Annotated in this window: 20 protein-coding genes; 16 read left to right on the plus strand and 4 right to left on the minus strand. The window is 72.6% G+C overall.

Annotated elements, in window-relative coordinates; genetic code table 11:
- Positions 1-56: 56 nt before the first annotated feature.
- Positions 57-944, minus strand: a complete 888-nt coding sequence (locus ACFUNE_RS10225) for a UbiA family prenyltransferase (protein ID WP_383564704.1) — start codon at positions 942-944, stop codon at positions 57-59.
- A 119-nt stretch (positions 945-1,063) separates the two neighbouring features.
- On the opposite strand from ACFUNE_RS10225, the gene ACFUNE_RS10230 reads away from it, so the two are divergent.
- The 6 genes from ACFUNE_RS10230 to ACFUNE_RS10255 all read left to right on the plus strand — a co-directional run bounded on the left by ACFUNE_RS10230 (position 1,064) and on the right by ACFUNE_RS10255 (position 9,487).
- Positions 1,064-2,122: a type III polyketide synthase gene (locus ACFUNE_RS10230; protein ID WP_383564706.1), complete on the plus strand. Its 1,059-nt coding sequence runs from the start codon at positions 1,064-1,066 to the stop codon at positions 2,120-2,122.
- A 15-nt stretch (positions 2,123-2,137) separates the two neighbouring features.
- Positions 2,138-2,665 carry an isoprenylcysteine carboxyl methyltransferase family protein gene (locus ACFUNE_RS10235; protein WP_383564708.1) on the plus strand — a complete coding sequence of 176 codons (528 nt, stop codon included), beginning with the start codon at positions 2,138-2,140 and terminating at the stop codon, positions 2,663-2,665.
- Positions 2,662-3,675 (plus strand): NAD(P)/FAD-dependent oxidoreductase, encoded by a 1,014-nt coding sequence (locus ACFUNE_RS10240; protein ID WP_383564710.1) that lies wholly within the window; start codon positions 2,662-2,664, stop codon positions 3,673-3,675. The genes ACFUNE_RS10235 and ACFUNE_RS10240 overlap by 4 nt, the downstream gene beginning before the upstream one ends.
- A 46-nt stretch (positions 3,676-3,721) precedes the next feature.
- Entirely contained in the window at positions 3,722-4,468 is a 747-nt protein-coding gene (locus ACFUNE_RS10245; RefSeq protein WP_383564712.1) for a YqjF family protein, read from the plus strand.
- Between the two features lie 120 nt (positions 4,469-4,588).
- Positions 4,589-6,703, plus strand: a complete 2,115-nt coding sequence (locus tag ACFUNE_RS10250) for an MMPL family transporter (RefSeq protein ID WP_383564714.1) — start codon at positions 4,589-4,591, stop codon at positions 6,701-6,703.
- An 81-nt stretch (positions 6,704-6,784) separates the two neighbouring features.
- Complete coding sequence (locus ACFUNE_RS10255; RefSeq protein ID WP_383564716.1) at positions 6,785-9,487, plus strand: SpoIIE family protein phosphatase; 2,703 nt, start codon at positions 6,785-6,787, stop codon at positions 9,485-9,487.
- Between the two features lie 12 nt (positions 9,488-9,499).
- Here the strand turns inward: ACFUNE_RS10255 and ACFUNE_RS10260 are convergent, their stop codons facing one another.
- From ACFUNE_RS10260 to ACFUNE_RS10270, 3 genes are all read right to left on the minus strand, one after another.
- The gene (locus ACFUNE_RS10260) at positions 9,500-10,150 is read right to left on the minus strand and encodes a class I SAM-dependent methyltransferase (protein ID WP_383564718.1); all 651 of its coding nucleotides are present in this window, start codon (positions 10,148-10,150) and stop codon (positions 9,500-9,502) included.
- 24 nt (positions 10,151-10,174) lie between these two features.
- Complete coding sequence (locus ACFUNE_RS10265; protein ID WP_383564720.1) at positions 10,175-10,960, minus strand: SAM-dependent methyltransferase; 786 nt, start codon at positions 10,958-10,960, stop codon at positions 10,175-10,177.
- 137 nt (positions 10,961-11,097) lie between these two features.
- The gene (locus ACFUNE_RS10270) at positions 11,098-12,813 is read right to left on the minus strand and encodes a lysyl oxidase family protein (protein ID WP_383564722.1); all 1,716 of its coding nucleotides are present in this window, start codon (positions 12,811-12,813) and stop codon (positions 11,098-11,100) included.
- A 436-nt stretch (positions 12,814-13,249) separates the two neighbouring features.
- On the opposite strand from ACFUNE_RS10270, the gene ACFUNE_RS10275 reads away from it, so the two are divergent.
- From ACFUNE_RS10275 to ACFUNE_RS10320, 10 genes are all read left to right on the plus strand, one after another.
- Positions 13,250-14,011, plus strand: a complete 762-nt coding sequence (locus ACFUNE_RS10275; protein ID WP_383564724.1) for a DeoR/GlpR family DNA-binding transcription regulator — start codon at positions 13,250-13,252, stop codon at positions 14,009-14,011.
- Between the two features lie 154 nt (positions 14,012-14,165).
- Positions 14,166-15,524 carry an ABC transporter substrate-binding protein gene (locus tag ACFUNE_RS10280; RefSeq protein ID WP_383564726.1) on the plus strand — a complete coding sequence of 453 codons (1,359 nt, stop codon included), beginning with the start codon at positions 14,166-14,168 and terminating at the stop codon, positions 15,522-15,524.
- Positions 15,521-16,483: a carbohydrate ABC transporter permease gene (locus ACFUNE_RS10285; protein WP_383564728.1), complete on the plus strand. Its 963-nt coding sequence runs from the start codon at positions 15,521-15,523 to the stop codon at positions 16,481-16,483. The genes ACFUNE_RS10280 and ACFUNE_RS10285 overlap by 4 nt, the downstream gene beginning before the upstream one ends.
- Positions 16,480-17,361 carry a carbohydrate ABC transporter permease gene (locus ACFUNE_RS10290; protein WP_383564730.1) on the plus strand — a complete coding sequence of 294 codons (882 nt, stop codon included), beginning with the start codon at positions 16,480-16,482 and terminating at the stop codon, positions 17,359-17,361. Before ACFUNE_RS10285 ends, ACFUNE_RS10290 begins: the two co-directional genes overlap by 4 nt.
- Positions 17,361-18,350, plus strand: coding sequence for a zinc-dependent alcohol dehydrogenase family protein (locus tag ACFUNE_RS10295; RefSeq protein ID WP_383564732.1), 990 nt, complete (start codon positions 17,361-17,363; stop codon positions 18,348-18,350). Before ACFUNE_RS10290 ends, ACFUNE_RS10295 begins: the two co-directional genes overlap by 1 nt.
- Positions 18,347-19,261: a PfkB family carbohydrate kinase gene (locus tag ACFUNE_RS10300; protein WP_383564734.1), complete on the plus strand. Its 915-nt coding sequence runs from the start codon at positions 18,347-18,349 to the stop codon at positions 19,259-19,261. The genes ACFUNE_RS10295 and ACFUNE_RS10300 overlap by 4 nt, the downstream gene beginning before the upstream one ends.
- A gap of 56 nt (positions 19,262-19,317) precedes the next feature.
- On the plus strand, positions 19,318-21,759 hold the full coding sequence (locus ACFUNE_RS10305; RefSeq protein ID WP_383564736.1) for a SpoIIE family protein phosphatase: 2,442 nt from the start codon (positions 19,318-19,320) through the stop codon (positions 21,757-21,759).
- Between the two features lie 167 nt (positions 21,760-21,926).
- Positions 21,927-22,349 (plus strand): DUF6221 family protein, encoded by a 423-nt coding sequence (locus ACFUNE_RS10310; protein WP_383564738.1) that lies wholly within the window; start codon positions 21,927-21,929, stop codon positions 22,347-22,349.
- A gap of 144 nt (positions 22,350-22,493) precedes the next feature.
- On the plus strand, positions 22,494-23,384 hold the full coding sequence (locus ACFUNE_RS10315; protein ID WP_383564740.1) for an SDR family oxidoreductase: 891 nt from the start codon (positions 22,494-22,496) through the stop codon (positions 23,382-23,384).
- A gap of 110 nt (positions 23,385-23,494) precedes the next feature.
- Positions 23,495-23,728 (plus strand): hypothetical protein, encoded by a 234-nt coding sequence (locus tag ACFUNE_RS10320; RefSeq protein WP_383564742.1) that lies wholly within the window; start codon positions 23,495-23,497, stop codon positions 23,726-23,728.
- The last annotated feature ends 149 nt before the right edge of the window (positions 23,729-23,877 follow it).

Raw genomic sequence — 23,877 nt, forward strand, 5'->3', positions numbered from 1 at the left:
GGGAGCCGCCGCGCCCGACGGCCCGTACGGACCCGCCACCGCGACCGTACGGGCCGTCAGGTGATCTCCGCACCCCGCGCCAGCAGCAGCGCCACGTCCGTCGCGGCCACCACGACCGTCCCCGCGAGCGCCGCCTTGCGCCAGGCCCCGGCCGGTCGTGGACCGGCGCACACCGACGTCATGACCACGGCGAGAAGAGCGACCCCGCAGAGCGCGGCGACACCCCTTCCGCCCGGGGCCCCGGCAGGCCCCAGGACCAGCACCGCCGTGGCCGCCACCAGCGGGACGGGCAGCAGCAGCCGGGTGCGGGCCGGGCCCAGCCGCTGTGGCAGACCGCGGACGCCGGCCCGCAGATCCGCCTCGATGTCCGGCAGCACGTCGCCCAGGTGGGCGGCGGCACCGAGCAGCGCGCCCGCCGCCACCGCCCACCACGCCGGCCACGGACGGCCGGGCAGGCTCAGGGCGACCAGACACGGAAGGCTGCCGAAGCCCACCACGTACGGCAGCCAGGACACCACCGTCTCCTTGAGCTTCAGGTTGTACGCCCACGCCGCCACGACCCCGGTCAGATGCACCGCACCCGCTGCCGCACCGCACGCGAACGAGAGTGCCGCGCAGAGGAACAGAGCCGTGAACGCCGCGCCCCACACCACTTGCCGCCCCACGGAACCCCGCGCCACCGGCTTCCCCGGGCGCGCGGCCTCGGCGTCGCGGAGGGCGTCGTGCGCGTCGTTGCACCAGCCCACCGAGAGCTGCCCGGTCAGCACGGCGGTGGCGACGAGGGCCCACCGGCCGCTGTCCGGACCCGAACTGACGGCCAGTGCGGTGACCAGTGCGGTCACCGCCACGACGGGACCCGGATGGCAGGACAGCGCCAGTGCCGCCGGCACCCCTGGCAGGCGTACGGCGCCGGTGTGCGCGGGAGGCCTGTCGGTGGTGTCCACGGGGCGATCGTAGGGACCCCCGAGCACACGGACACGGCAGCCGCGCGCCGCAGGTGCACCGATTTGCCCGGAAAGGTAGGCAGGATGAGGGACATGTCCTCTCCGAAGCGGTGGCCAGGGTGACCCGGATCGCGGCCGTGCACGGGGCCCTGCCGCCCCACCGCCGCACCCAGCGGGACGTCACCGACATGGTGGCGCGCACCTGCCTGCCCGCGGGGGCCGACCGCCGCGTCCTGGACCGGATCCACGCGAACGCGGGTGTACGCACCCGGAACATGGTGCTGCCCCTGGAGCGCTACGGCGAACTGGACGGCTTCGGGGCGGCGAACGACGTGTTCATCGGCGCGGCCGTCGACCTGGGCGCCGAAGCCGTGCGCGGCGCCCTGCGCAAGGCCGGCCTGCGGCCCGCCGACGTGGACCTGCTGATGTTCACCTCGGTCACCGGGATCGCGGCGCCCTCCATCGACGCGCGGCTCGTCGGACGTCTCGGTCTGCGCCCCGACGTGAAGCGGCTCCCCGTCTTCGGTCTCGGCTGCGTCGCGGGCGCCGCAGGGGTGGCGCGGCTGCACGACTACCTCATCGGCCACCCCGGGCAGGTGGCCGTGCTGCTCTCCGTCGAACTCTGCTCCCTGACCTTCCAGCGCGACGACGCGAGCCCCGCCAACCTGGTCGCGACCGCGCTGTTCGGCGACGGCGCGGCGGCGGCGGTCCTCATCGGCGACGGGCACCCGGCGCGGGTGGACGGCCCCGAGGTCGTGGACACCCGCAGCCGCCTGTACCCGGACACCGGACACGTCATGGGCTGGGACATCCGGGGCTCCGGCTTCACCGTGGTGCTCGACCCGGCCGTCCCCGACGTCGTACGCCGGTATCTCGCCGAGGACGTCGGCGGCTTCCTGGAACCGCACGGGCTGAAACCGAAGGACGTCGGCCGCTGGGTGTGCCACCCCGGAGGACCCAAGGTCCTGGAGGCCGTCACCGACGTCCTGTCCCTGCCCGAGGACGCCCTCGACGTCACCTGGCGTTCGCTGGCCGAGGTCGGCAACCTGTCGTCCTCCTCGGTCCTGCACGTCCTGCGGGACACGATGGAGCAGCGGAGGCCCGAGCCGGGAACGCCCGGTCTGCTGATGGCGATGGGCCCCGGCTTCTGCTGCGAACTGGTGCTGCTGCGCTGGTAGTCCGGAGGGAATCCGATGATCTGGTACACGGCCCTGGTCCTGGCCGTCGCCGCCGAACGCCTCGCCGAGCTCGCGGTGGCGCTGCGCAACGCCCGCTGGAGCCTGGCCCGGGGCGGCACCGAGGCAGGCCGCGGGCACCACCCCGTGATGGTGGCCCTGCACACCGCCCTGCTCGGCGGGTGCGTCGCCGAGGCATGGCTGGCCGAACGCCCGTTCGCGCCGTGGTCCGGCTGGAGCATGGTGGCGGTGGTGGCCGCCGCGCAAGGACTGCGCTGGTGGTGCATCCGCACCCTGGGGCGCCGCTGGAACACCAGGGTCATCGTCGTCCCGGGCCTGCCCCTGGTGACCGGCGGACCCTACCGGTGGCTGCGCCATCCCAACTACGTGGCGGTCGCGGCCGAAGGAGCGGCTCTCCCGCTGGTCCACGGCGCCTGGGTGACCGCCGTCCTGTTCACCGTGGGCAACGCGGCGCTCATGTCCGTACGCGTCCGGTGCGAGGACGGCGCGCTGGCCCGCCTCGCCGGGGCGGACGCACGCGCGTGATCGACATCCTGGTGGCGGGCGGCGGTCCGGCGGGGCTGGCGGCGGCGATCCGGGCGGCCGCCGCGGGCCTGGAGGCCGTCGTGGTCGAACCCCGCCCCGCGCCCGTGGACAAGGCGTGCGGCGAGGGCATCATGCCCAGCGGGGTGGCGGCCCTGCGCGCGCTCGGAGTCGCTCCGGAAGGCCGCGAACTCCGGGGCATCCGCTACGTCGAGGGCTCCCGGCAGGCCGAGGCGGCCTTCAAGGGCCGCTCGGGGCTCGGTGTCCGGCGGACCGAACTGCACGCGGCACTGCACCGGCGGGCCGCGGAGCTCGGGGTACGCGTCGTCGCGGGCAGGGCGGGGGAGGTGACCCAGGGGCGCGACAGCGTCACCGCTGCCGGGCTGACGGCCCGCTGGCTGATCGCGGCCGACGGCCTGCACTCGCCCGTGCGCCGCGCGCTCGGCCTCGATCGCCGACCCGGCGCGCCGCGCCGGTACGGGCTGCGCCGCCACTACCGGATCGCACCCTGGACCGACTTCGTGGAAGTCCACTGGTCGCGCCACGGCGAGGCGTACGTGACACCGGTGGGGGAGGGCCTGGTCGGCGTCGCCGTGCTCAGCCGCCACCGGCGCTCCCACGAGCAGCACCTCGCCGCCTTCCCCGCGCTGGCGGCTGCGCTCCGGGGTCTGGAGGCCGGACCGGTACGGGGCGCGGGCCCCCTGCGCCAGAGCGCCGTCGCCCCGGCAGCGGGGCGGGTGCTCCTGGCCGGCGACGCGGCGGGCTACGTCGACGCGCTGACCGGCGAGGGCGTCGCCCTGGCGACGGCGACCGCGTGCGCGGCGGTCGACTGCCTGCTCGCGGGACGGCCCGAGGCCTATCCCGCACGGTGGGCACGGCTGACGCGGCGTCACCGTCTCCTCACCGGGGCGCTGCTGGGCGCCGCAGGCCATCCGCTGACCGCCGGACTGATCGTGCCCGCCGCCCACCGCCTGCCCCCGTTGTTCAACGCCGCGGTACGCGCCCTGCAGTAGCCGTCTCCCCTCCGGAAAGGCCCGGCCCGTCTGGCACCCTGGCAGGGTGCCGCTCCCTTCCCGTACACCGCAGCCCGTCACCCCCGACCCGCCGCACCCGGCGATGAAGCCGCTGATGACGCAGTCGTGGCTGGACCTGACGTTCCTGCACTGGGCGGCCGACCCGGCGGACGTGGCGCCGCTCCTGCCCGCCGGAACCGTGCCGGACACCCTGGACGGAGTCACCTACGTCGGACTCGTGGCCTTCCGGATGTACCGCGTCGGATGGCTCCGCCTCCCCGGCATCCCCTACCTGGGCACCTTCCCCGAGACCAACGTCCGGCTGTACTCGCGGGACGCGCACGGCAGGCGCGGGGTGGTCTTCCGCTCGCTCGACGCCTCCAGGCTGATCCCCGTGGCCGTGGCGCGGACCGTCTTCCGGCTCCCGTACGTATGGTCCCGGATGGAGATCCGGCACGAGGCGGACACGGTCACCTACGCCGGCAGGCGGCGGCTGCCCGGGACCGGGGGTGCCCACAGCCGGATCGTGGTGCGCCCCGGTGACCGGATCGGCGCGCCCAGCGAGCTGGAACACTTCCTGACCGCGCGCTGGGGCATGCACAGCACCTTCCACGGGCGCACCGTGTACCTCCCCAACGCGCACCCGCGCTGGCCACTGCACCGCGCACAGCTCCTCGAATGCGACGAGGGCCTGGTGACGGCGGCCGGGCTGCCCGCGCCCGGGGGGCCGCCGGTGAACGTGCTGTACTCACCCGGCGTCCCGGTGCGCTTCGGCCGCCCGGCCCGCCCCTAGGGGACCCGCCGGTGGTCCGACCGTGGCTCGCGGCCGGGGCCCACGGCATGTCGCGGACGCGGCCCGCGCGCCTCGTCCTACTGTCTCCGCCACGGGACGGTACGAAGGGGCGGGAGAGTCATGCGCGAAGTGGCCCGGCTGTTGTGCGGACGCCGCACCAAATGGCTCGTCGTGGTCCTCTGGCTCGTCGTCCTCGTCGTCGCCGCGCCCCTCGCGGGGAAGCTCACGGGCGCCCAGGACAACGACGCCACGTCCTGGCTGCCGAGCAGCGCCGAGTCCACCCAGGTCTGGGAGGAGTCGAAGGAGTTCCGCCCCGAGGTCATCACCGCCATCGTCGTCTACGCGCGCGCGGACGGGCTGACCGCGGCGGACCGCGCCCGGATCGCCGCGGACAAGAAGCAGCTGCTGGCGTTGCGGGCACACGGCGTCCGGGGTGAGGAGACCCGCGGCCCCCTCTACGACAGGAAGACCACTCCCGCAGCCGCCCAGATCTTCGTCCCCGTCACCATGGACGAGAAGGGCTGGGAGCGGATCGGCCCCGCCGTCGACTCCGTGCGGGACGTCGTCGGGCACGGCGGGGGAGGGCTCACCGTCCACATCACCGGCCCCGGAGGGGTCGCGGCCGACTCCTCCGACGCCTTCTCGGGCATCGACTCGACCCTGCTCCTCGCCGCACTCGCGGTGGTGATCGTCATGCTGTTGATCACCTACCGCAGTCCCAGTCTGCTCGTGCTGCCCGTGGTCTCGGTCGTCGCCGCCCTCTTCACCGCGCAGGCCCTCATCTACCTGCTCGCGGCGCACGCGGGACTCACCGTGAACGGCCAGAGCGCGGGCATCCTGACCGTGCTGGTCTTCGGCGCCGGTACCGACTACGCCCTGCTCCTCGTCGCCCGCTACCGCGAGGAGCTGCGGCGCCACGAGGACCGTCACGAGGCCATGGCCCGCGCGCTGCACCGGGCCGGCCCCGCCGTGCTGGCCAGCAGCGGCACCGTGGTGCTGAGCATGCTCGTCCTGCTGGCCGCCGAGATGAATTCGACCCGCGGCCTCGGGCCGGTCGCGGCGATCGGCGTCGCCGTCGCCCTGATCGCCATGCTCACGCTCCTCCCGGCCCTGCTGGTGATCTTCGGCCGCTGGGTCTTCTGGCCGGTCGTCCCGCACTTCGGCTCCTCCGAGCCCACCGAGCACGGATTCTGGGCCCGGACCGGACAGCGGCTCGCCGTACACCCCCGCAGGGTCTGGGTGGCGACCGCGCTGGTGCTCGCCGCCCTTTCGCTGGGGCTTCTCCAGCTGCGCGCGGCAGGGCTCAGCAACGCCGACTCCTTCCCCGACAAGCCCGACTCCGTCGCCGGCCAGGAGATCCAGAACAGGTACTTCCCCGCCGGCAGCGGCAGCCCCCTGGTCGTCATCGCGGCGGCGGACCGGAGCGCCCAGGTGCGCGGTGCCGTCGAGGGGACCCGAGGGGTGGTGCCCGGGTCCCTCGTCGTGCCGCCCGGAGCGCGCCCGGTGCACGACGGCCGGGCCATCTTCGAAGCGACCCTCACCGATGCCGGGGACAGCGACCGGGCCGAGCGGACCGTGGAGCGGGTCCGCGACGCCGTGCACCGGATCCCGGGCGCCGACGCCCAGGTGGGGGGCGACACCGCCGCGGCACTCGACATGGACGCGGCCACCCGGCACGACAACCTGCTGATCATCCCCCTGGTGCTGCTGGTCGTCCTGATCATCCTCGCGCTCGTGCTGCGCGCCCTGCTGGCACCCCTGCTGCTGGTCGCGACGGTGGTGCTGTCCTTCGCCGCCGCGCTCGGCGTCAGCGCGCTCGCCTTCCGCCACGTCTTCGACTACGCGGGCGAGACGACGGACTTCCCGTTGTTCGTCTTCGTGTTCCTGGTGGCGCTCGGGATCGACTACAACATCTTCCTGACCACGCGGATCCGCGAGGAGGCCCTGCACCAGGGCACCCGGGCGGGCGTGGTGACGGGACTCGCCGCCACCGGCGCGGTCATCACCTCGGCCGGCCTGGTCCTGGCGGGCACCTTCGCCGCGCTCGGGACCCTTCCCGTGGTGGCCTTCGCCGAGATCGGCTTCACGGTGGCCCTGGGTGTCCTCCTCGACACCCTGGTCGTCCGGTCCGTGCTGGTCACCTCGCTCTTCCTGGACATCGGGCCGCGCGTCTGGTGGCCGGACCGGACGGCTCGCGAGGACGCCGGGGCGGTCCGGACATCCGGAACCGTCTGAGCGGTGCTCACCCGCGGCCCGGTGCCGAAAGCCGCCGCGCACGGCTCGCCCGGCGTATGGGCAGGGTGTAAAAAGGGGGACATGGCCGGACGCTACGGCCGCCCGCGGTCGCTTCTCCGCATGAGAAGCCTCGCTGGTCAGGTCTTTCTCCTGCAGGTGGCGATCGTGGTGCTGATCGTCGCTGCCGCCGTGGCCGCGCTCGTGCTGCAGTCCCGCGCCGACAGCGAGCGCGAGGCCCGCAACCGCTCCGTCGCCGTGGCCGAGACCTTCGCCAACGCCCCGGGCATGGAAGCCGCCCTGGAGAGCCCCGATCCCACCGCCGTGCTGCAGCCGAAGGCCGAGGCGGCGCGGAAGGGCTCCGGCGTCGACTTCATCGTCGTCGCCAACCTCGACCTCGTCCGCTACACCCACCCGCTGCCCGACCGCATCGGCAAGAGGTTCGTCGGCGAGGTGGAACCCGCCCTGAAGGGCCAGGTCGTCACCGAGAAGATCAACGGGACCATCGGCCCGCTCATCCAGGCAGTGGTGCCCGTGACCGGCGCGGACGGCAAGGTCGTGGGCCTGGTCTCCGCCGGAATCACCATCAAGAACGTCAGCGGCGTCGTCGAGAACCAGTTCCCCCTCCTCTTCGGCTCGGCCGCCGGGATACTGCTGCTCTCCATGGGCGGTACGGCCCTCGTCACCAGGCGGCTGAAACGCCAGACCCACGGTCTGGGCCCGACCGAGATGACCCGGATGTACGAGCATCACGACGCCGTCCTCCACTCCGTCCGGGAAGGCGTGCTCATCATCGGCGGGGACGGGCGGCTGCTGCTGGCCAACGACGAGGCGCGAAGGCTCCTCCGTCTCCCCCCTGACATCGACGGCAGGCCCGTCGGGGAGCTCGGCCTCGACCCCGCCACCACCGAACTGCTGACCTCGGGACGCAGTGCGACCGACGAGGTGCACTCCGTGGGGGACCGTCTCCTGGCCGTCAGCCAGCGGGCCACCGACAGGCACGGCGGACCGCCCGGCTCCGTGACGACCCTGCGGGACACCACGGAGCTTCAGGCCCTCACGGGCAAGGCCGCCATGGCGCGCGGCCGTCTGAAGCTCCTCTACGACGCGGGCACGGAGATCGGCACCGCCCTGGACGTCGTACGGACGTGTGAGGAGCTGGCGGACTTCGGCACGGCCAGATTCGCCGACTACGCCACCGTGGATCTGGCCGAGGGCGTGCTGCGCGGCGAGGAGCCCACAGCCGTCCGCGCCGGCAGCGAGGGCCTGCGCCGGTCGGCCTTCAGCGGCGCCCGCGGGGACACGGGACTCCACCCCCTGGGGTCGGTGATCCGTTTCCTGCCGACCACGGAGATCGGTGCAGGCCTGCTCAGGGGCGATGCCGTCCTCGACACCGATCTGACGCGGCTCTCCGGCTGGCAGCTGCAGCACCCGGATCGTGCCGAGCGCATGGTGGAGTCCGGGTTCCACTCCCTGATGGCCGTCCCGATGCGGGCAAGGGGCGTCATCCTCGGCGTGGCCATGTTCTGGCGGGCGCAGCGGCCGGAGCCGTTCGAGGACGAGGACCTGTCCGTCGCGGAGGAGCTCGTGGCCCGCGCCGCCGTGAGCATAGACAACGCGCGCCGCTACTCACGCGAGCACAACGTGGCGGTCACCCTGCAGCGCAGCCTGCTGCCACAGGGCCTCCCCGACCAGAGCGCCATCGACGCCGCCTACCGCTACCTCCCCGCGCAGGCCGGACTCGGTGGGCTGGGCGGGGTCGGCGGCGACTGGTTCGACATCATCCCGCTGCCCGGTGCCCGGGTCGCACTCGTGGTCGGGGACGTGGTGGGGCACGGACTCCACGCCGCGGCCACCATGGGGCGCCTGCGCACCGCCGTCCACAACTTCTCGACCCTGGACCTGCCCCCCGACGAGCTGCTGTGGCACCTGGACGAGCTCGTCGCCCGCATCGACCAGGACGAGTCGGCCGAGGGCTCGGAGGGCGGCGGAGTCACCGGGGCCACCTGCCTCTACGCGATCTACGACCCGGTGTCCGGGCGCTGCAGCATGGCCCGGGCCGGTCACCTCCAGCCGGTGATCGTCGGCCCCGACGGCAGCGCCGCCTTCGCCGACGTGCCCGGCGGCCCGCCCCTGGGACTGGGCGGCATGCCCTTCGAGACCCTGGACATCCAGCTTCCGGAGAACAGCCGCCTGGTGCTCTACACCGACGGGCTCGTCGAGGAGCGGCTCCGCGACATCGACGAGGGGCTGGAACTGCTGCGCGGCACCCTGGCCGGGCACCCCGAGCGGACGCCCGAGGAGACCTGCGAGGTCGTGCTCCGCGTCCTCGTGCCCGAACGCGCCCGCGACGACGTCGCCCTGCTGGTCGGCCGCACCCTCCGCCTGGCCGCGGAGAACGTGGCCGAGTGGGACGTGCCCTCGGACCCCTCGGCCGTCTCCCAGGTCCGCGCCCAGGTCTCCCGCAAGCTGGCCGAGTGGGATCTGGTCGAGGAGGCGTTCACGACCGAGCTGATCCTCAGCGAGCTGGTCACCAACGCCATCCGCTACGCCACCGGCCCGATCCGCGTACGGCTGCTCCGCGACCGGACGCTGATCTGCGAGGTGTCCGACCGCAGCAGCACCTCGCCCCATCTGCGCCAGGCGGCCAGCATGGACGAAGGCGGCCGAGGTCTCTTCCTCGTCGCCCAGCTGGCCGAACGCTGGGGCACCCGCTACACCGACGACGGCGGCAAGGTCATCTGGACGGAGCAGCTGCTGCAGCCCGGAGGCAACGGCCCGGTCTGACGCGCGGCGGCGTCAGTGACCCGGCCGCACCGTCTTCCGGCGGCAGTGCAGGAAGAGGTGCGGCTCGGGTACGGCGCCGGGGTGGGCCGGGGTGAACACGGAGTCGTCCTCGTCCTCGACGACGAGCCCGGCCCCGGTCGCGAGCGCCCTGAACGCCTCAGGGCCGAAGCTGGTCACCCGCACCTCCTGGCCCATGAAGACGGCGCCCACATCCTCCACGTCCAGAGGAACCGTCGCCAGGACGAGATGCCCACCGGGCCGGAGCGCGCCCGCCAGCCGGGTCACGACGGAACGCTGCTCCTCGCGCGACATCTGAAGGAGCGAGAAGTAGACGCAGACCGCGTCGAAGCCCTCCTCCTCGACGGGGATCCCGCGGATGTCGGCCTGCCGGAAGGACGCCGCCGGAACCCGGCGGGACGCGAGCTCGACCATGACGGGCGAGACGTCCACACCCAGCACCTCGTGTCCGGCGGCCGCCAGCGTGTCTGCGGTCGGCCGGCCCGTTCCGCTGCCGACGTCCAGGATCCTGCTGTGCGGAGCGAGTACGCCGAGCAGCCGGGCCAGTGAGGCCCGGTGCGCGGCCGAGCCGGCGAAGGCCCGTTCGTAGGCGTCGCCGATGGCGTCGAACGCCACGGCTGCCGCGTGCTGATGTCCGTCTGCCACGAGGACGTCCCTTCCGGACCGGTGCTACGGGATACGGGCGACCGCGACGTACACGCCGCTGAACTCCGGCCGGGGAGCCGGAGCACCGCGGAACCACTCGGGGGCCGTCACCAGACCCGGCTCGACGATGTCCAGGCCCTCGAAGAAGCGGGCGAACTCCGCGCGGGTGCGCAGCGCGAGCCGGATGCCGCCCTTGCCGTACTCGGCCGCGCCCTGCTCGCCGCGCTCGGGGTTCACGTCGGACGCGCCCTGGGACAGCACCACGTAGCTGCCCCGTTGCAGTTCGGCCGTCAGCGTGCGCACGATGCCCACGGGGTCCACGTCGTCGGGCAGGAAGTGCAGGAGACCCAGCAGTGAGAGGGCGATGGGGCGGTCGAAGTCCAGGACCTTGTGGGCCGCCTCGATGATCGTGGCCGGCTCGAGCACGTCCGCGTGCACGTAGTCCGTGGCCCCCTCCGGACGGCTGACGAGGAGGGCCTCCGCGTGCCGCAGGACGATCGGGTCGTTGTCGCAGTAGACGACCCGGGACGCCGGATTGGTCTCCTGGGCGATCTGGTGCAGGTTCGGCGCGGTGGGGATCCCCGTGCCGATGTCGAGGAACTGGTCCACGCCCTCCCCGGCCAGCCAGGCCGTCGCGCGGTTCATGAACGCGCGGTTCTGGAAGGCGCCGGCCTTCGCCTCGGCCGGAAGGTGCTCGGCGACCGCCTGGTCGACCGGATAGTTGTCCTTGCCGCCGAGCAGCGAGTCGTACACACGGGCCGAGTGGGGCCTGCTGGTGTCGATGGGGGGCTGAGGTGTTCCGGTCGTCATGACGTGCTCCGCTGCAGATGAGGTGGCCGCTCCACCTGCGCAGTCTGCCAGCAACTTCCCCCCGGTGGCGACCATTTGGAGGGCAGGTGCCGACGCGGGAGGGGCCCTCTTCGTCCGGGGCCCCTCCCGCGCACCGGTCAGGGGGCTTCGACCAGCTCGTGCCGGGGCACCGTCACCGTGCGGGCACCGGGCTTGCCGCCCAGCACCACCTTCCGCAGGGCGCTGTTGTTGGTCAGGTCGGTCTCCTTCAGGCGCTTCTCCGGGTTGGCCAGCACCTGGATGAAGTACGTGCCGTTCGGAAGCCCCGTGATGTCGAAGGACTGGCCGGGAAGGTCCTGGGTGTACGTGTCACCGGAACCCACGTCGAGCACCTCCCGCACCGAGATGGAGTTCTCCTGGCCGCAGGCGGTGGACAGGTCGGTGTTGTCCGGATGCCAGTTGGCGTTCCTCACCGTGTAGTCGACCGCGTCGGTGTTGGCCAGGCAGAAGGCCTCCTTGCCGCTGCGCACGGTCTCCTTCTTGTCGGCCTTCAGCAGCCGGTAGCTGGCGAAGTCGGTGAAGTGCCAGTGCTCGTGGCCGGCGCGGGGGTCCCACTCCATGGTGCCGGTCGGGGTGTAGCCGACCTGCTTGCCCGAGGCGTCGTAGAAGTACTGGTAGGCGTCCATCAGCGCGTTGCCGGGCTTCCGGAAGCCGTCCACCACCAACTGGGCGGGACCCGCGTTCCACACGTTGGCGCTGAAGGCCAGATAGTCCTTGCCCGGAGCCCCGCCGTCACCCGCGCCGATGGTGATGCCGTAGGCGGGCAGGGAGCGCAGATCGGGTTTGGGCACGTCCGGTACAGCCGCCCTGCCCGTCGGACGCCGGGAGTTCGGCTGCACGGCAGGTGCCTGCCGGGAGCCGTCCGTACGTCCCGGCGCGTCGCCCTCCGCGGCCCGGAGGGCCTGGCGCGCGGCGGCCCAGGGCAGAGCGGCGGGCGCGGGCGCGTAGGGTCCGTGGCCCACGTTGTACGAGGTGCCCGCGCCGGTGGTCGCGGCCACCGGGGCGGGCGGGCGGGTCGCGGTGTGGCCGGCATGGGCCGAGTGCCCGGCTCCGTGGCCCGCGTGCCCGGACGCGGAGCGTGCGGCCGGGGAGGGAGCGGCACTCTCCTCCTCCCAACTGCGCTCGCGCACCGTCAGGTTGACCGTCTTCGACGCGTCAGCGATCTTGAAGATGTCCCGGTAGCGCTTGCTGACGGACACCTCGGCGGTGTACTTGCCGGCCGGGAGGACGACCGGAGCAGAGTAGTAGCCGGCGTAGGTGTTGGACGCCCAGCCCTTCTCGACACCCCAGACCGAGCCGAGCGTGAAGGGATTCACGGGACAGCTCTCGGGATACTTCGACGTGGCCGGGGCGTCGGGCTCGATCCTGCCCGAGGCGTTGTTCGGGCAGAACGACTCCGTGCGGATCGCCACCGTCCTGCCCGTGGTGTCCCGGACCTTGACGCGGATGAAGCCGGGCAGCCCCGAGAAGTTCTTCACCAGTCCCTCGGGCAGGGCCCGGGTCCGGGTCTTCCCACCCTCGCGGATGACCTGGGTGGCGACGACCGGGTCCTTGTAGCTCTTCCTGGTCACGCGCAGTTCGAGCGGCGCACCGGAGGCGGTGAGGTACGTCCCGAGGTCGAGATAGACGCCCGGCTCCTCCTTCCACGAGTCGAGCGTCACCGAATTCGACGCGGCGACCAGGCCGAGCTGCGGGACCGCCGCCGCCTTCTTCGTGTCGGGCGTGGCGGCGGCGACGCCCGCGGTCACGGCGATCGCCGCGGCGGCGGCGACCGCCGGACGCCACAGCCGCTTGCGGGGGGTTCTGGTGCTCATCGTTCTCCGATGTCCGGGTGCCCGGTGGGGCGGTGGAGTCGCTTTTGCCCATGAGAGGCGACTGCCGGGCCCGAGGTTGTCCGAAGGGGCCTGAGACACGGAGTGTTGGCCGAAATCATGTTTTGAGGTACGGAATCAGACATTTACCAGACGTTCCTCCTGTGCTCCCCGGTCAGCCGTGCTAAGAGCCCTGACGTCGTGACCGAATACGGGCACCGAACGGGCACCGTAACGGGCCGAGCGGGCACCGTCCGGACGCCCCGTCACCGCCGTGTCCCGGGCCACCAGGACGGAACCTGTGGTGAAACGGGCATGAACGGGCGCAGTCCGTGACGCGAAGGTGCTGGTCGTAGTGCCGTTCCTGCTTGTACAAACGACGCATGGGCCCGAACGGACGCCGGGACCATCCGGATCCGTACTAGCGCAGGGATGTGTCGTGGGCACCGAGGAACGGCGACGGGGCATTCTCGAGACGGCCCGACAGGACGGCGCGGTCGACGTGAACCGGCTGGCCGAACGGTTCGAGGTGGCCAAGGAGACCATCAGGCGCGATCTGCACACCCTTGAGGAGCACGGTCTCGTCCGGCGCACGCACGGCGGTGCGTACCCGGTCGAGAGCGCGGGCTTCGAGACCACCCTCGCGATGCGCACCACGCACCACGTACCGCAGAAGTCGCGGATCGCGACGGCCGCGGCCGAACTGCTCGGCGACGCCGAGACGGTGTTCATCGACGAGGGCTTCACCCCGCAGCTCATCGCCGAAGCGCTGCCCCGGGACCGGCCGCTGACGGTCGTCACCGCGTCCCTGGCCGTCGCGACGGTCCTCGCGGACGTGGAGAAGACCGCCGTGCTCCTGCTCGGCGGGCGTCTGCGCGGCAGCACGATGGCGACCGTCGACCACTGGGCCACCCGCATGCTCGCCGACTTCGTCATCGACCTGGCGTACGTCGGCGCCAACGGCATCTCCCGTCAGTACGGGCTGACCACCCCGGACCCGGCAGTCGGCGAGGTGAAGGCGCAGGCCATGCGCAGCGCCCGCCGCCGGGTCTTCGCCGGCGTCCACTCGAAGTTCGGAGCGGTGAGCTTCTGCCGCTTCGCCGGCGTCGGCGACTTCGAGGCCGTCATCACCGACACGGGGCTGCCCTCGGCCGAGGCGCAGCGCTACTCCCTGCTGGGCCCGAACGTCATCCGCGTCTGACACGACGGCGGGAACGGACCGCGGTCCCCACCACCCCGTCTCTGTCCTCGTGAGGAGGCCGGGGGGACGGCCTCGCCATGCCCGCGGCGGCCGGGAGGCCGGACACGTCCACGAGCACCGATCCACCAGCCGCTACGACCGATCAGGAGAACTTATGCCCCACCAGCAACGACGCCGTGGGACCCGCGTGCGTGCGGTCGCGGGCACGGCGGCGATGGCCCTCCTCGCCGCCGGCTGCGCCGGAGCCGGCGGCACCGCTTTCGGAGGGGGTGACGCGCTGAACGTACTCATGGTGAACAACCCGCAGATGCTCGAACTGCAGAAGCTCACGGCAGCGCACTTCACCGAGGAGACCGGCATCAAGGTGCACTTCACCGTGCTCCCGGAGAACGACGTCCGCGACAAGATCAGCCAGGACTTCTCCAACCAGGCCGGCCAGTACGACGTCGGCACCATCAGCAACTTCGAGGTCCCCTTCTTCGCGGAGAACGACTGGCTGCACCCCCTCGACACCTACGCGGCGAACGACACCGCCTTCGACCAGGACGACATCCTCGAACCCCTGCGCGAGTCGCTCACCGCCGAGGGAAAGCTCTACGCCGAGCCCTTCTACGGTGAGTCGTCCTTCCTGATGTACCGCAAGGACGTATTCGAGGCCCAAGGACTGACGATGCCCCCGCATCCCACCTGGCGGGAGGTGGCCGCGCTCGCCGCACGGGCCGACGGCGCAGAACGCGGGATGAAGGGCATCTGCCTGCGCGGACTGCCCGGCTGGGGGGAGCTCGTCGCCCCGCTCACCACCGTCGTCAACACCATGGGCGGCACCTGGTTCACCGAGGACTGGGAACCGCGGCTCACCTCACCGGAGTTCAAGGAGGCCACCCGCTTCTACGTGAACCTCGTCCGCAAGCACGGGGAGCGCGGCGCCTCCCAGTCCGGGTACGCCGAGTGCCTCAACAACATGACACAGGGCAAGACCGCCATGTGGTACGACGCCACGGCCGGCGCCGGCTCGCTGGAGGCTGCCGGATCCCCCGTGAAGGGGAAGATCGGCTACGTGCCCGCGCCCGTCGAGCGCACCAAGAGCTCGGGATGGCTCTACACCTGGGCCTGGGGCATCCAGAAGGCCTCCAAGAAGTCCGACGACGCGTGGAAGTTCGTCTCCTGGGCCTCCAGCAAGGAGTACGAGTCGCTCGTCGGGGAGACGAGCGGCTGGTCCGACGTCCCGGCGGGCAAACGGGCCTCCACCTACGAGAACCCCGCCTACCGCGAGGCGGCGGGCGCGTTCGCGGACGTCACCGAGCAGGCCATCTCCGGCGCGGACCCGAAGAACCCGGGCACCCAGCCACGCCCCGTTCCCGGGATCCAGTTCGTCGGCATCCCCGAGTTCACCGATCTCGGCACCCGGGTCGCGCAGGAGATCAGCGCGGCCATAGCCGGACGCCAGTCCGTCGACAAGGCGCTGGCCACCTCCCAGAAGCTGGCCGAACAGGTCGCCAAGGAGTACCGATGACCACAGCAGTCGGCACGACCCCCCAGTCACCACCCCGGCCACCCGCCCCCGTACGCGGGAAGACCGGTCCCCGGGCGTGGGCCACCAGGGCACCGCTCCTGCCCGCCCTGGTCTTCCTGATCGTCGTCACCCAGCTTCCCTTCGTGGCGACCCTGGTGATCTCACTCTTCGACTGGAACTCCCTCAGCCCCGACAAGCGCGCCTTCAACGGGCTCGACAACTACGCCTCCGTCTTCACGGACGCCGCGCTCCGCGACTCGGTCCTCACCACGATTCTGCTGACGACGGGCGTCGTCGTCGCCACCGTGGTGATCGGGCTGGGCCTCGCGCTGCTGCTGGACCGGAAGTTCCTCGGCCGCGGCATGGTCCGCACCCTGCTCATCACGCCGTTCCTGATCGTGCCCGTCTCCGCCGCGCTGCTGTGGAAGCACGCGCTCTACAACCCGGAGTACGGCCTCCTCAACGGCGCACTGAGCTGGGTGGGTGAGCTCTTCGGTGACACGAGCCCGGGCCAGCCGGACTGGATAGCGGACATGCCGCTGCTCGCGGTCATCGCCGCACTGGTCTGGCAGTGGACGCCCTTCATGATGCTGATCCTGCTCGCGGGGCTCCAGAGCCGGCCCGCCGAGGTGGTCGAGGCCGCGCGCCTCGACGGAGCGAGCGCCTGGCAGACCTTCCGGTACCTCACCCTGCCGCACCTGCGCAGGTACCTCGAACTCGGGGTGCTGCTCGGCGCGGTCTACATCGTGCAGAACTTCGACGCGGTGTTCACGATCACCGCGGGCGGCCTCGGCACCGCCAACCTTCCGTACACGATCTACCAGACCTTCTACCAGGCCCACGAATACGGACTGGCGTCCGCCGCGGGAGTCGTGGTGGTGATCGGCACGATCATCATCGCCACCTTCGCGCTCCGGACCGTCTCGTCCCTCTTCAGTGAGGAGGCGAACCGCGCATGACCGCCACCGTCCCCGCTCCCGCTCGCGTCCCGTCCGCGCGCAGCGTCCTGCGCAGAGCCCGACGACGCTCCGCCGCGCTCGGCCTGCTGGCCTGGGCGGCAGGTCTCGCCTTCTGCCTGCCCGCGCTGTGGATGCTGCTCACCTCGCTGCACGCGGAGTCCGACGCCGCGACCAACCCGCCCTCGCTCTTCGCGCCGCTCACTCTCGACGGATACCGGGCCTTCTTCGGCGCGGACACCGGCGTCACCCCGTGGCCCCCGCTGCTCAACTCCCTGGGCGCGTCCCTCTTCTCGACGGTCCTGGTGCTCCTGCTGGCGCTCCCGGCGGCGTACGCGCTCTCCATCCGGCGCGTACGCAAGTGGACGGACGTGATGTTCTTCTTCCTCTCCACGAAGATGCTGCCCGTCGTCGCGGGGCTCCTCCCCGTCTACCTGTTCGCCAAGAACGCCGGGCTGCTGGACAACATCTGGCTCCTCGTCCTGCTCTACACCTCGATGAACCTGCCGATCGCCGTCTGGATGATGCAGTCGTTCCTCGCGGACGTACCGGTGTCCGTCATCGAGGCGGCCCAGGTCGACGGCGCGCGGCTGCCGACCGTCCTGGCACGGGTGGTCGCGCCCATGGCGGCACCGGGCATCGCGGCCACCGCTCTCATCTGCTTCATCTTCAGCTGGAACGAACTGCTCTTCGCGCGGGTGCTCACCGGCGTCGTCGCCCAGACCGCACCCGTCTTCCTCACCGGATTCGTCACCAGCCAGGGCCTGTTCCTGGCCCAGCTGTGTGCCGCGTCCGTCGTCGTGTCCCTGCCGGTGCTCGCCGCCGGCTACGCCGCCCAGGACAAACTCGTCCAGGGCCTGTCCCTAGGAGCAGTGAAGTAATGCTGGCAGCGATCGTGGAAGCCCCCGGCAAGGTTTCCGTCACCACCGTCCCCGACCCCACGCCCGGGCCGCGCGAGGTCGTCGTGTCCGTCGCGTCCTGCGGGCTCTGCGGCACCGACCTGCACATCCTGCAGGGGGAGTTCGCGCCCACCCTCCCGCTCGTCCCCGGCCACGAGTTCGCCGGGGAGATCGTGGGTGTCGGACGCGACGTCACGGAGCTCGCCGTCGGCGACCGCGTCGCGGTCGACCCCTCCCTGCACTGCCACGAGTGCCGCTACTGCCGCAGCGGACGCGGCAACCTCTGCGAACGCTGGGCCGCCATCGGTGTCACCGTCTCCGGCGGCGCCGCCGAGTACGCCGTCGCCCCCGTCGCCAACTGCGTCAAACTGCCCGAGCACATCGACGTGAGGGACGCGGCCCTGATCGAGCCGCTGTCCTGCGCGGTCCGCGGTTACGACGTGCTGAGCAGCACGCTCGGCGCCGAGGTGCTGATCTACGGATCCGGAACCATGGGCCTGATGATGCTGGAGCTCGCCAAGCGCACCGGTGCGGCGGGCGTGGACATCCTGGACGTCAACCCCGAGCGCCTCGCCACGGCCGGCCGGCTCGGATGCTCCCGTTCGGCGGCCGGGGCCGACGAACTGGACCGCCCCGCCGGCTGGGACGTCGTCATCGACGCGACGGGCAACGCGGCAGCCATCCAGGACGGGCTGGGCCGCGTCGCCAAGGGCGGCACCTTCCTCCAGTTCGGGGTGGCCGACTACGCCACGACGGCGGTCATCGAGCCGTACCGCATCTACAACCAGGAGATCACCATCACCGGTTCGATGGCCGTCCTGCACAGCTACGAACGCGCCGCCGCGCTCTTCGCCGCCGGGGTGCTCGACCCGGCGGTCTTCATCAGTGACCGGCTGCCGCTCGACCAGTACCCGCAGGCGATCGACCGCTTCAAGGCGGGCATCGGCCGCAAGATCGTGGTCGAGCCGTGACGGGCGGTCCCGGCGCCACCCTGGTGCTCGGCGAGGCCCTCGTCGACCTCGTACCCGTGTCCGGGGACGGCGGCGTACGGGCGGCGCAGTTCGGCGGGGCCCCGGCCAACGTGGCCGTCGGGCTGGCCAGGCTCGGCACCCCGGTCTCGTTCGCCGGGGGCCTCGGCGACGACGGGTTCGCCGGCATGATCGAGGCCCGGCTCCGGGCGGCGGGGGCCGGCCTCGAGCTCTGCGCACGCTCCGCCCTGCCGACTGCGCTGGCCGTCGCCGAGCCGGGTTCCGGGGAGACGGGGTACCACTTCCACCTCCAGGACACGGCGACGTTCCGGCTGCCGGACCTCTCCGCCCGCACCGGCGGATTCGGAGCCGTGTACGTGGGCGGCCTCGCGGCAGTCGTCGAGCCCGCCGCGTCGGCCGTCCGGGCCACCGCTCTCGCGGCCGCGGAACAGTCCCTCCTCGTCGTGGACCCCAACGTCCGCCGGGACCGCACCCTGGGCCCCGACCGCGGCTCGGCCGCCCTGCGCGAGTTGTGCGGCCTCGCGCAGGTCGTCAAGGCCAGCGACGAGGACCTGCGGCAGCTGTGGCCGGGGGCCGACCCGGAGGAGACCTGCCGGAAGCTGGCGGCCGGAGGACGTCTGGTGGTCCTCACCCGGGGCGCCCGCGGCAGCACGGCGTACACCGCGACCGCACCGCCGGTGTCCGTCGCGGCCACGCCCGTCGAGGTCGTCAACACGATCGGCGCGGGGGACGCGTTCGCCGCCGGTCTGCTGAGCCGGTTGTGCGCCCACGGCTCCTTCACGGTGCATCCGGAACCCGAGGAGCTGCGGGACATGCTGTCCTTCGCCTCCGAGGTGGCCGCCTCGGTGTGCGCGCGGGCGGGCACGGAGCCCTCCGTCCCGGCCGGCACCTGACGGGCCGGGCCGCACGCGGACATGCGCACCCGCGAGCGAGTGCGCATCCTGACTGTGTGACCTGGAGCCCCGAGGGCAGCCGAACGCCCGACGGCCTGTCGCTGGTGCTCGCCCAGGCCGTGGTGAGCGCCGTGGACGCCGTCGGCGGCTACGCCGGTGGGGTCTACCTGCGCTCGCGGACCCCGGGCCTCCTCCGGATGGCTGTGCTGGCGGGGCTGCCGGGCCCGCTGATCCGTCCCTGGTGGCGGATGCATGTGAACCGGCCGTTCCCGGTGGCCGAGGCCTACCGCTCGAACCGGCCGGTGTACCTGGGCGACGCTGAGGACGCCATGCGCCGGTTCCCGCAGCTGATGGCGGGCCTCCCGTTCCCGTTCGGTTCGCTCTACGCGCCCGTCACCGGCGTGACCACACCCCTGGGCGTGCTCGCCGTGCTGCGGTACGCCACCAGGGGCGTGCCGGTCGGCGGGGCGGACCGGCGCCGGATGGAAGCGCTCGCCGCGCGGCTCGGGTCCGACATCGCCGAGCAGGGGTTCCCGGCCCTGTGGGACGACGACCCGGTGCTCGTACGGCTGCCCTCGGGCACCGCGCGGCCGCTGCGCGTCGGACACTTCGAGTGGGACACGGTCAGCGGAGAGGTCACCGCGGACGACGACACGCACGAGATCCTGGGCCTCGGACCTGCGGCCGCGCCGGCACGGTCCATGGAGGCGCTGACGGCGCGGCTGCTGCCCGAGGACGTGTACGGGCTGTGGACGCTGGGGGGCGGAGCCGCGCGGTCGGCACAGCCGCACGTGCGCCGGATGCGGCTCTGGGGACCCGGCGGGCGCCCCCTCCTCGCCGAGCTCTCCGGCCATGGGGAGCACGGCGGCCGGGCGGGCAGAGTGACCGGCGTCCTGCTCGACCAGGGAGCAGGTCCGGTCGTCCCCGACGCGGCCGACCGGATCGTACGCGGCCTGCTCTCCCACGACCGGCTCGGACGGATCACCTACGTCAACCGTGCGGCCGAGGAGATCCTCGGCCACAGCCGGGCGGAACTGACCGGCCGGCCCCTCGGGGAGGCGCTGCCCTGGCTCGCGAACACCGCCTACGAGGACCACCTCCGGGCGGCCCTGTTCTCCGACGACCCCGTGTACTTCCTCGCCCGGCGCACCCCGGGGCAGTGGCTGTCCGTGGCGATGTTCCCCGGCCGCGACGGGGTCTCGATCACCCTCAGCCCCTCCGGGCGGCCCGGCCGCACTCCCGAATCCGACGCCACCCCGGGCGGGGAGCTCGGCTCACCGGCCGACCGCTCCGCCGTCCTGTACAGGCCGGTCGCCCTGGCCATCGCGCTGACGGAGGCCGTCACGGCGCGCCAGGTCTCGGCGGTGGTCACGGAGGAACTGCTGCCCGCCTTCGGAGGCAGGCAGCTGGCCATCTACCTCCAGAACGAGGGGCGCCTCTACCTGGCCTGGGAGACGGGCTTCCCCCGGGGCTTCCTGGACCGGTTCGACGGAGTCGGTCTCGACACCCACATCCCCGGCGTGGAGACTCTCACGACGGGGCGGCCACTGTTCTTCGAATCCATGGAGCAGCTGGGCGAGGCGTACCCCGGCATCCCCATGGACGCCAGTGTCGGCGCCCGCGCCTTCCTGCCCCTGATCGCCTCGGGTCGCCCGGTCGGCTCGTGCATCCTCGGCTTCGACCAGCCCCGGGGCTTCAGCCCGGAGGAGCGCACCGTGCTCACCGCGCTGGCCGGGCTCATCGCCCAGGCGCTCCAGCGGGCCCAGCGCTACGACACCGAGGCCGCCCTCGCCCGGGGGCTTCAGGACGCCCTGCTGCCCCACCGGCTTCCGGTCGTCGACCACGTCGACACCATCGGGCGATACCTCTCGGGCACCCAGGACATCGAGATCGGCGGCGACTGGTACGACGTCATCGAGACCGGCAGCGGACTCGCCCTCGTCATCGGCGACGTCCAGGGGCATGGTGTCGCCGCCGCTGCCACCATGGGGCAGCTGCGCAGTGCGGTGAGGGCCTTCGCGCTCATCGGGCACGACCCGCAGGAGATCATGGGCGCCACCAACCGGCTGCTCATCGGACTCGATCCCGGCCAGTTCGCCAGCTGCTGCTACGTGCTGCTCGACCCCGCGACCGGCGCGACCCTGGTCGTGCGCGCCGGACACCCCCAGCCCGTCCTGCGCCACGCCGACGGCAGGACCGAGGTCCTCGACCTCCCCGGAGGTGTGGTGCTCGGCGTCGATCCGGACGCCTCGTACCCGGTCACCGAACTGCTGCTCGGCCCGGGCGCGGTCCTGGCCCTCTACACGGACGGCCTGGTGGAGAAGTCCGGCACGGACATCGACGAGGGCATCGAGCGTCTGCGCGGTACCTTGGCCGCGGTGGGCCACATGCCGCTCGCCGAGTCCGCGGACCGGATCATCGGACAGGCCCGGCAGGACGAGGACCGGCCCGACGACATCGCGCTGCTCATGGCCGCCCGCAGGGCCCCGGCCCGCTGACGTGGCCGGTCACGGCGGGGCGCGATGTCCGTCATGCGGAACGCCGGCGGTACGGGCTGCGCCGCCGGCGCGCCGGTGAGGCATCCTCTGCTGGTCGGACAGAACGGGCCCGTGGCGGTGGGTACATCTGCTGCCGCGGTCTGTGACGGAGAAGGATTCGGAACCAGATGGCAGACAACTCGGACCTGTTGGCTTTCGTGCGGGCGCGCCTCGCGGAGGAGGAGCGCATCGCGCGGGAAGCGGGGGGCGACGGCTGGCGGATGCCGGCCGATGCGCCCGGTGAGGTGCACGACCGCACGAGCGGTATCGCCTTCGTCGTACGGTCGCGCGGCTACGACCGGCACATCGCCTTCCAGGACCCCGCGCGCACCCTGCGCCGTATCGAGACCACCAGGGTCCTCCTGGACGAGTACGAGGAGATCGCGGCCCTGGACACCGACCGCCCCGCCCAGGACTTCGCCTCGGGCCGCGCCGTCGGGCTGGGATTCGTTGTCCGGCAGATGGCCGCCGAGCACGCCGGGCACCCCGACTACCGGGTGAAGTGGCTGCCCCGTTTCTCCCACTGGGGTCCGTCCTCCGCCCCGGAATGACGGCGCTCCGGGGCCGCCCACCCGTCGGCTCGCCTCGCGGGGCGGCCGTCCACCGGGAATGCTTGGGGAAAGCAGCGTCCGTGCGCGAGCCGACGGCAGCCGGGCGAGCGCATTGCCCGCTTGGCCGACCCCGAGGAGACGCGTATGACCGGCACAGTCAGCCCCCTGGAGGGCCGGGTCGCCGTCGTGACCGGGGCGGCACGGGGTCTGGGCGAGGCCATCGCCCGGGAACTGGGGAGCCGTGGCGCGACGGTCGCGCTGATCGGCAGGGAGGAAGCGAGCCTGGCCGAGGTGCGGGGCTCGCTGCCCGGCCCGGCGCGGTGCTGGGAGGCCGATGTCACCGACGAGGCGCGCATGGCCCGGGTCGCCGAGGAGATCCGGGAGCAGCTCGGGCCCGCCTCGGTCGTGGTCGCCAACGCGGGGCTGGCGGAGGGCGGGCCCTTCGCCGAATCCGACCCGGCGACCTGGCGGCGCGTGATCGAGGTGAACCTGATCGGCAGCGCGATCACCGCGCGCGCCTTCCTCCCCCACCTGCTCACGACGCGGGGCTACTACCTCCAGATCGCCTCGCTGGCCTCCATCGGCGCGGCACCCATGATGAGCGCCTACTGCGCGTCCAAGGCGGGTGTGGAGTCCTTCGCACACTCCCTGCGCGCCGAGCTCGCCCATCAGCACGTCGGGGTGGGGATCGGCTACCTGAACTGGACCGACACCGACATGATCCGCGACGCCGACCAGCACCCCGTACTGCGCGAACTGCGGGCACACATGCCGAGACCCGCGCGCAAGGTCTACCCGGTGGACACGGTGGCGAGCCACATGGTGCGGGCGGTCGAGCGGCGCAGTGCCGCGGCCTACATGCCCGTGTGGCTCCGCGCCACGCAGCTGGTGCGCGCCGCGATGCCCCCGGTCGTCACGGCCCTGTCCAGGCGTGAGCTGCCGAGGATCGAGCGGAGGACTCCGTTCGAGGCCACGGGCCTCCTGGGCGCCGGTGGCCGGGCCGACACCGTGGGCCGGCGGGCGTCGGAGCGCTGACCGCAGGCTCCGCCCGGTGCGGACCCGGGTCGGACTGAGTACGGCGGCGTGGCGCGTATGAGTACCTGACCCGATCCGGGCACGGCCCCGGGACCGGTGGAATGGGGACCATGCTCTCCGACGCGCCTGGGCGCCCCCGTATGCAGAACCTGGCCGGCGCCGGTACGGCGCTGGCCGTGACCCTGCTCCCGCTGGTCGTGGGCGTCCTGCTGGCCAGGACGATGGCGCTGGATCCGATGGCACCGGTGAACGCGCTGGTCACCAGCGGCGGTCAGCGTGCACGTCTCGCCCCTTCGCGGTGGGCCTTGAAGGCTCGAACGCGCGAGCTCCTTTCCCGACGGTAATGGAATATTTGTCCAGGTAAGCGCTGTCTGTTCTGTTACACGGATCCGCGCGGTCCCGACCGGGGCGCCCGGGGGAGCGGGGCCGGGGTGAACGGGGCGCCACGACCAGGGGAACGGTCCCTCGAAAGGGTCGGTGCAACGATCAACGG

The organism is Streptomyces sp. NPDC057287, from assembly GCF_042667905.1.
GTDB lineage: Bacteria > Actinomycetota > Actinomycetes > Streptomycetales > Streptomycetaceae > Streptomyces.

Coding starts and splice junctions, on each gene's coding strand:
- ACFUNE_RS10290 (WP_383564730.1), top strand. CDS start 16,480: ATGACCGCCACCGTCCCCGCTCCCGCTCGCGTCCCGTCCGCGCGCAGC.
- ACFUNE_RS10315 (WP_383564740.1), top strand. CDS start 22,494: ATGACCGGCACAGTCAGCCCCCTGGAGGGCCGGGTCGCCGTCGTGACC.
- ACFUNE_RS10280 (WP_383564726.1), top strand. CDS start 14,166: ATGCCCCACCAGCAACGACGCCGTGGGACCCGCGTGCGTGCGGTCGCG.
- ACFUNE_RS10265 (WP_383564720.1), bottom strand. CDS start 10,960: ATGACGACCGGAACACCTCAGCCCCCCATCGACACCAGCAGGCCCCAC.
- ACFUNE_RS10270 (WP_383564722.1), bottom strand. CDS start 12,813: ATGAGCACCAGAACCCCCCGCAAGCGGCTGTGGCGTCCGGCGGTCGCC.
- ACFUNE_RS10320 (WP_383564742.1), top strand. CDS start 23,495: ATGCTCTCCGACGCGCCTGGGCGCCCCCGTATGCAGAACCTGGCCGGC.
- ACFUNE_RS10295 (WP_383564732.1), top strand. CDS start 17,361: ATGCTGGCAGCGATCGTGGAAGCCCCCGGCAAGGTTTCCGTCACCACC.
- ACFUNE_RS10255 (WP_383564716.1), top strand. CDS start 6,785: ATGGCCGGACGCTACGGCCGCCCGCGGTCGCTTCTCCGCATGAGAAGC.
- ACFUNE_RS10250 (WP_383564714.1), top strand. CDS start 4,589: ATGCGCGAAGTGGCCCGGCTGTTGTGCGGACGCCGCACCAAATGGCTC.
- ACFUNE_RS10285 (WP_383564728.1), top strand. CDS start 15,521: ATGACCACAGCAGTCGGCACGACCCCCCAGTCACCACCCCGGCCACCC.
- ACFUNE_RS10235 (WP_383564708.1), top strand. CDS start 2,138: ATGATCTGGTACACGGCCCTGGTCCTGGCCGTCGCCGCCGAACGCCTC.
- ACFUNE_RS10310 (WP_383564738.1), top strand. CDS start 21,927: ATGGCAGACAACTCGGACCTGTTGGCTTTCGTGCGGGCGCGCCTCGCG.